At 39.8% G+C, this 7789-nt stretch carries 6 protein-coding genes and 1 pseudogene; 6 read left to right on the forward strand and 1 reads right to left on the reverse strand.

Annotation, left to right across the window (positions count from 1 at the left end):
- Window positions 1–80 precede the first annotated feature (80 nt).
- Window positions 81–1247 (reverse strand): tyrosine-type recombinase/integrase, encoded by a 1167-nt coding sequence (locus ABID39_RS07260; RefSeq protein ID WP_354187424.1) that lies wholly within the window; start codon window positions 1245–1247, stop codon window positions 81–83.
- 178 nt (window positions 1248–1425) lie between these two features.
- Here ABID39_RS07260 and ABID39_RS07265 point away from each other — a divergent pair.
- From ABID39_RS07265 to ABID39_RS07290, 6 genes and pseudogenes are all read left to right on the forward strand, one after another.
- A pseudogene (locus ABID39_RS07265) lies at window positions 1426–1647 on the forward strand (PBSX family phage terminase large subunit); the annotation flags it as partial.
- On the forward strand, window positions 1632–3635 hold the full coding sequence (gene bgtI, locus ABID39_RS07270) for a BaGTA-type gene transfer agent portal protein BgtI (protein ID WP_354187426.1): 2004 nt from the start codon (window positions 1632–1634) through the stop codon (window positions 3633–3635). The pseudogene ABID39_RS07265 and the gene bgtI, both read left to right, overlap by 16 nt.
- Window positions 3636–3648: 13 nt before the next feature.
- A complete protein-coding gene (locus tag ABID39_RS07275) occupies window positions 3649–4533 on the forward strand; it encodes a hypothetical protein (RefSeq protein ID WP_354187428.1) in 885 nt (294 codons plus the stop codon).
- A gap of 94 nt (window positions 4534–4627) precedes the next feature.
- Entirely contained in the window at window positions 4628–5755 is a 1128-nt protein-coding gene (gene bgtG, locus ABID39_RS07280) for a BaGTA-type gene transfer agent major capsid protein (protein WP_354187430.1), read from the forward strand.
- A 21-nt stretch (window positions 5756–5776) separates the two neighbouring features.
- Window positions 5777–6157 (forward strand): hypothetical protein, encoded by a 381-nt coding sequence (locus ABID39_RS07285; RefSeq protein WP_354187432.1) that lies wholly within the window; start codon window positions 5777–5779, stop codon window positions 6155–6157.
- Between the two features lie 11 nt (window positions 6158–6168).
- Window positions 6169–6324 (forward strand): hypothetical protein, encoded by a 156-nt coding sequence (locus ABID39_RS07290; RefSeq protein WP_354187434.1) that lies wholly within the window; start codon window positions 6169–6171, stop codon window positions 6322–6324.
- Window positions 6325–7789: the final 1465 nt, after the last annotated feature.

Genomic DNA, 7789 nt, shown 5'->3' on the forward strand with positions numbered 1-7789 from the left:
TTTATGAGTCTTATTGAGAAAGAATGAGAGAGAAGAGAGCTAAAGTTATCCACAGATGATGGGGTAAATTACCCCATATCTTAAGATTGACCAGTAACATAAGCCGCCCATTTATCCATATAAACACGGCGCTGTTCTAGATAGTCAGTACGACGATAGGCACGCTCTACTTGTCCTCCTACTGTATGACTTAGAATGGTTTCAGCGACCTCATAGGGGGCATCGGTTGTTTCAGCGAGCCAATCACGTAAACTAGAGCGAAAGCCATGCGGACGTGCTTCAAGTCTAGCACGTTTCATATGCTGTAATATATTACTCTCACCAAGAGGACCATGACCGGTAATAGAAAGGATAAAATCACTTTTGGAGAGATAACGGGCTTGTTCAATTACTTTTAATGCTTCTTTTGATAAAGGCACACGAAATTCTGTTGTAGCATCACGCCTTCCTTTCATATTTTCAGCAGGGATTGTCCAGATATCGCCATCAACTTGATCTTTATGGATATGACGCAAAGGAAAAGTACGAACCCCTGTAAGGATAAGCAAACGCAAAGCTAAATGTGTTATATATGTCTTTTGGCAAAGTGTTTTATAAAAAGCGGGAATGTCTCTCCAATCCATAGCCGGTATATTTTGTGCTTTATGGAGCTGTTTTCCTAAGAGCGCGCGTGCTTTTTCTACAGCTTGTAAATCAACATTCAAACCCAAAGCAGCCGCATGTTTGAGACAAATATTGAGACGAGTAAGAGCTCTATTAGCTGTTGCAGCTTTTGTCTGCCAGATAGGGGCAATAGTGTTGCGTATCTCTGTTTGGGTAATCTCAGAAACGGGTAAACAGCCTAATTTAGGGAGAATATAAAGACGTAAAGGTGAAAACCAATCACAAGCCTTACCATCATCTTTTAATTCAGCTTTACGACTTTCAAAAGCATCCAAAGCAATATCTTTTAAATAATGAAGATTGCTTATTGCCTCACGCTTTTGTTTGTTGCGTTCTTTAATGGGGTCACGACCCTCACGTAAAACAGAACGCCACCCAGTTGCCAATTCACGGGCTTGTTTTAAAGAGACATGTCTTAAAGCCCCCAATCCCATTTCGCGACGGCGCCCGTGAATAGTATAACGGTAAATCCATTGAGCACCTCCATCTTTACGCTTATGAAGTAACAAGCCGGCACCATCATTATATTTGCCAGCTCCCAATGTTGCGACAGCCCTTGCATTCAGACGGTTCATAAGAGCCATTTTTAGTCCTTTCTTATACAAATTTTATCCACACACTCATCCCGCTTGTTATGTGCAAATGAGTGGTTTTGTTTGATTCAACATAAACCGGTTTGAAATGAGAGAATCTTACGTTATTCGGGACTCTCATTCAACATACAAAACAGTGAATTATCATTATAAATCAATGCGTTGTCATGAAGATACGACAGTAGCGGGGCGCAAGGCACTGAACTGGTATCATGAGAAATGGGATGAGAAGCGTAATATCGGTTTAGGAGCAGAGCATGATTGGTCTAGTCATGGTGCAGATGCTTTTGGATTAATGTGTGTGAGTTACGAACAGCCGGTACAGAGACACAAGAAACAGGCTTATAGTGATAGAGAAGTTTATGAGAGTACGTCATGGATGGCAGAATGATGCATGATGAAGAGCATTTAGAGAAATCAGATCTGTCGACAGAAGGTTTGTTTCGCAAGCTTGTTCATTGGTACAAAGAAGACGTGGAGCATGTGAACAAATGGCGTGAACATGCAAGGGAGGATTTTCGATTTTACAATGGTGATCAGTGGAATGATCAAGATTTAGCGGCTTTAAAAGAACAGCGCCGCCCTGTTATGACTTTCAACCGTATTGCCCCACTTGTGAATGCTGTTGTTGGTTCCGAGCGAAATAATAAACGTGAGGTGCAATTTATCCCTCGTCAAATAGGGAAGGCATTGCCCAGTGAATTGCTTACAGGGGCAGCGGAATGGTTTAGGGACGTGGCACATGCTGAATACGCGGATTCTGATGCTTTCCAAGATGCTGTTATCTGCGGAATGGGGTGGACCGATACGCGGCTTGATTATGAGAATAGCCTCGATGGCGGTCCAGTCATTACGCGTTTAGATCCATTGAAAATGGTTTGGGATAGTGCGGCAGTGCAACCGAATTTAACGGATGCACAACGCATGTGGTATGTAGACCGCAAGCCTTTGGAAGTAGCCAAGCAAATGTTTCCAAAAGCCCATTGGAATGAACTCAGTGCAGATTGGGCAAGAGATGGGGGTTCTTATGAAGAGGTTCATCACAATGATCTTGAAGCTTATGATGATGATAAGGGTGTTGATGTTGAAAACGGTCGCCGGATGGTCACACTTGTCGAATGTCGTTGGTTTGAAAGCGAAAGATATTTCAAAGCCCCTGATTTAGAAACAGGTGAATTGCGTGATTATAGCGAGGAGGAATTTAAGCAATTACAGTGCATGATGCCTGATATTCAAGGGGCAGCCTTCAATAAAAAGGTCGTAAGGCGCGCCTTTTTAGGCAGAAAGCTTTTGTTAGAGCCTGATCAACCTTTGGTACCTGCGGGTCAATTGGGGTGGGAGTGTATAACGGGGTATTTTGATAAGATAGAGCGGCAATTTTATGGAGTTGTACGTCCGACAAAAGATCCGCAACGGTGGGCGAATAAATATTTTAGTCAAGTCATGCATATTCTCAATAGCCAATCCAAAGGCGGAATTATGGCTGAGAGGGGGGCATTTGAAGATGAAAGAGAAGCTGTAAAGAGTTGGAGCAGGGTAGACAGTATTACAGTTTTGAAAAGTGGTGCTTTGGCAGGTGGTAAGATACAACCCAAACCTGTATCCCAATTTCCAACGGGTTTTTTCCAACTGTTTAATGAAGCCAAGGAAGCGATTAATCAGGTAACGGGCTTATCGCCTGAATTTATTGGGACAAGAGAAGTCTCACAAGCGGGTATTTTAGAAGCACAACGGCGTCAATCTAGTCTTAACCTGCTTGCTTGTCTGTTTGATGGCTTGCGCTTGTATCGCAAAAGACAAGGTAAGATTATTTTACACTTGATACAAAATTATTTGTCTGATGGTCGATTGGTGCGGATATCGGGTGAGGAGAATGCGCAATATATTCCGTTAACGCGTGAAGCGGTGATGAGTGTTGATTATGATATTGTAGTAGATGATGCGCCGACCAGTCCGAATGAAAAAGAGCGTACCTTTGGCATTATCGCCCAGCTATTACCATTGCTTCAAAATGCTATCACTCCGGATATCATGCTTGATTTACTTCGTTATTCACCATTGCCTGCATCTCTGCTTAATCGTGTGAGCGAGAAATTTCAACAGCAGCAACAAATGGCACAACAAGCTCAGCAAAGCAATCCGGAACAGGAAATGAAGCTGCAAGAAAAGCAGCAAGATATTGCGGCTAAAAGTCAGATGCAACAAATGGATTTACAAGGAAAACAGATTGAATTGTACATGCGTCAAAAGAGAGCAGAATTGGAAGCGGAATTGATGCAGCAGAAACATGAACTTGAACGGCAGCGCATTTACAATGAACAAATGCAAAATCAGATCATGCGTGAAAGAGCGGCAAGCTACAGAGGAAGAAGCATTTGAGAAAGGTTAAAGCATGAATGCAGAAATGAATGAAGGTATGAATGAAGATTATACAGCAGAAACGCAAGTTTTTGATGATGAGAGCTCTTTTGATGCCGGCAATTATGATGAAACGGTTGATAGTCATCATGAGACGTCTACAGAACAGGTTGCAGAGCCTGTTGAAAAGCCTTCAGAGATCGTTCCTATAGATCAGCAGCGAGCAGAACAACAAGCCAAGCAAGCTCGTGAAGCACTTGCCAAGTTTTATGAGCCTCAATCCCAAGCGCCAAGCGTTGAAGGTGAAGGTTCTGCCCCAGATCCACGTGAGGATATTATTGGCTATATGGGCTGGATGGGCAAGAAGCTTGAAGAGCAAGACGCGTATATTCGTGCCCAGCAAGATGCACAAAGACAGGCAGTTGAATATCAAGAATTTAATGGGCATTTGAACCAATTTTTAGAAAGTTCTGTGAACTCAATCAAAGATAAATATAGTGATTTTGATGCAGCGGCAGATTTTCTTTATGAAACGCGTGCAAAGCAGTTGAACGCATGGTCTTCTGTTTATCCGCATTATGCGCAAAAAAGTACGATAGATGCAATTATAGGGGACGAGTTGCGTACGATTGTAGCAACGTGCGCACAAAAAGGCGTTAATCCAGCAGAAGAGCTTTATAGGATAGCGCAAAATCTTGGTTATCAGAACCAAACAGTGCAAGCGAATAATCAGGTAGCAGCACTTCAGGACCGTCAGAATTCTGCGAAAACTTTAACGGCATCAGGTGGAGGGGGTATGACAGGTCCTATGACAAAAGAAACTCTTGCCAATATGTCAGAAAAGGAATTCAACGTGTGGATTTCCAATCCAAAAAATGAAGCGCGTTTTTATGAAATTATGGGTGCAGACCCTGATTAGGCAATAAGTTTTACAGCATAATCCGCCTTTGATGCGGATTTTCCACCGGCTTTAAAGCCGGTTTTTTTTATAGCAAAGAAAGGTGAAACAAAAAATGGCAACAACACATATAGGGACCCATGATCCACAATCGGTGAAATTGTGGTCACAGAAATTAAGCAATGAAGTTTTGAAAGCAACGAAAATTGCTCCTCTGATTGGCAAGAGTTCGAACAGCATTATCCAGCTTTATAACGAAACCCATAAGAGTGCAGGGGATAGTGTCACGTTCAGTTTGCTGGTCAATCTTTTTGGAGATGGTGTCACGCAAGGTGAAACTCTTGAAGGCAATGAAGAAGCGCTTCAATTTATGAATGATCGGTTGGTGATTAACGAGCTTTTACATGCAGCGCGTGTTGCTAATGATGACTCGATTGATCAACAGAGAATTCTTCCAAATTTACGCAAGAAAGCGAAAGAAGGCTTGGTTCGCTGGTATGCCAATCGTTTAAGCATCATGTTCTTTTTGCAGGTGTGTGGTTATACAGCCCGTACGATCAGCGTTGATGGTCGAGAATTGTACATTAAACCGGTTCATTACGGCTTTAATGAAATCATGGCACCAAGCAGTGAACGTATTATTCGTCCGGATGGGAAAACCAAAGATGAAGACCTTACCGATAAAGCTAAACATAGCTTTAGTTTGAAGCTTATTGATGAAGCTGTTAAACAAGCGAAACTTGCTAATCCGCAGATTTCCCCCGTTCATATCAATGGTGACGATGTCTATGTTTTGTATTTGCATCCAACACAAGTGATGCAATTGCGCACCAATACAGCGGCTGGTGAGTGGTTAGATATTCAAAAATCCGTTTACGCAACCTCTCGTGCGAAGAACCCAATCTTTGATGGTTCTCTTGGTATGTATAACGGTGTTGTTTTACGGGAAGCTATTCATGTCACCCATGGTGTTAACTCGACAAATAATACAGCGGTAAAGAGTGTGCGTCGTGCGGTGTTCTTAGGAGCGCAGAGTGCGATTATAGGTTTTGGAAAAAACCATAGTGCAACGAATTACACACTCAAAGAAGAATATTTTGATTATGAACGTGAATTTGGTGTTGCAGCTAAAACTTTGATAGGAATGAAGAAAACCCGTTTCCAAATGCCAAATAGTGCGCAAACAGCACAAGATTTTGGAACGATTGTTATTCCTACCTACAGTGGTGAAGCGGCAGCGTAATTATAGGGAGGAAAATAAGACATGGCAGATCAATTACCTCCTCCTTTACAGGGGAGAAATCTTCATACCCAGCAGGTAAGCTTTTTGCGCTTGAATATATCGCATAAAGAGAAGCATCTCACTGAGAAAGTCGGAGTATTACCTCGTGGCGCGTTGATTACTTCAATAAAAACGTTTGTTAAAACAGCGTTTTCTGAGACGAAATTAAAGATTGGCAGCACCTATGGGGGCAATGAGTTTGGTGAAAAAGATATCAAAGCCCAAAATGTGCAAGATTTTACACCAACAGATCAAAAGGTTTTTGCTCCAGAGGATAAAGAGATGACCCTTTATGCAACACGAGATAAAACCACAGATGCTGGTGAGTGTGTTGTGGTTGTGCAATTTGTGGCAAATCATTAAGGAAACAAGACATGGCAGATCAATTACCACAGCCCTTACAGGGAAGAAATCTTCATACCCAGCAGGTAAGCTTTTTGCGTCTTAATTTTAGTTACCAAGATAAAGAAAACGTGTTGAAGATAGGCACTCTGCCACGTGGTGCTCTAATCACTTCAATTTCAGCATAATATCAAAAAACACAATAAAGTCAATAGTTTGTTTGTAATTATTTTATATGAATCCACTTAAGAATCCACACTTTTATGTATGATTCATTTGACCATTTTTTATAGAAGATTGCCATGTATGAATAGATCATAAAAAGCAAATCATGATGCGAATATTATAACGCATGGGTGCATTCAAATGAAATGAAAAGCAGTTATCACTCATAACAGTTTATAAATTTTATGATACGTTTTTTTATCACAGAAATCACATTGTTAAAAATTCAATCGTTTGAAATTATCGATAACATACGTTTAAAAGATCACATCTTGTTTTAAAGATTGGTTTGTTAATCGTATAAAGACCAAAATTATTGGTCGCCAAAATTGGCGAGCGCAAAATAGAGATCTGTCATAATAGCATCATCATAACACCGAACATTTTAAAGGTTGCATAAAAGGATTTAAAGACAAGATCGCTTTTTAAAAGAGGTATTTTATGTCTTATGAAATCAAAAGCCTTTTAATGATATATGCAAGCGAGCAAAAAACGTTTTAAAAGTTGCAACTTAAAAATACGAAGCCATAAGGAAATAAACTTCAAAACCGTTGTAACATCATAAGGTATGGGATTTTCTAAATTTTTAGACAAAAGCTACAATATTAAAGAAAGCTCTATTCTAAAGATAACGCCCCCATAATTGGGGTGGTTAATTTTGCTAGCCAAATATAGAGCGATTAATTTGCAAAGAAGTTATGTTAAAAAGACGCTTATGAAAGCCTTTCTCAATGAACGTTTAAACGTTTGAAACTTATGTTTTATAAGCAATGATAAGCTTATGATCTTTACTTTGTTAAAAAAATGCTGCTTTTATCTTATGAGAGACTGTTTTGAAAACCAACGCTCGTAAATGTAAAAAGAACGTTTTTACAAGACATTCATTTAAGACGCATTTTCTTTTGATTGGATTGATAAAGCTCCCAAGTGTTTTGATTTAGAATGTAAGTTATTTCAATTCACTTAACTCAATTTTGAAATCAATATTTTGAAACGTTTTAAAAAAGCATTTTGATTATGTGCTTTGTTTTAAATGACCACCTCACAAAGGAGGGCGTCATGATTGATACGTTTGATAGCAACGAAAAGCGTTTATAGGTTCTCTCATTCAAATGAGTGATTAAAGATCATATGCATCATTTACATTCCTTTTGATAAGTTTTCATAACTTTAATAGAGAGCTTGCAATATAATACGTTTTGTATATATGTGTTATTATCTTGTATTAAGGTTGATTCATAAGGATAGACATTTTAAAGCCGCGTCATATTACTTGGCACGGCTTTTTTTATTTCTCTCTTTTTATAATGCGTTATAGCCAAAGAAAACCCAGCCATACCTATTTTTATTCTGTTTTATCAGTTATATTAACAAGCTTATCGCTTTCATACATCTCACAATCTTTTGGAACCAACTTTACTTTGCTTG

The organism is Bartonella japonica, from assembly GCF_040545385.1.
In the GTDB taxonomy this organism is placed as follows: domain Bacteria; phylum Pseudomonadota; class Alphaproteobacteria; order Rhizobiales; family Rhizobiaceae; genus Bartonella; species Bartonella japonica.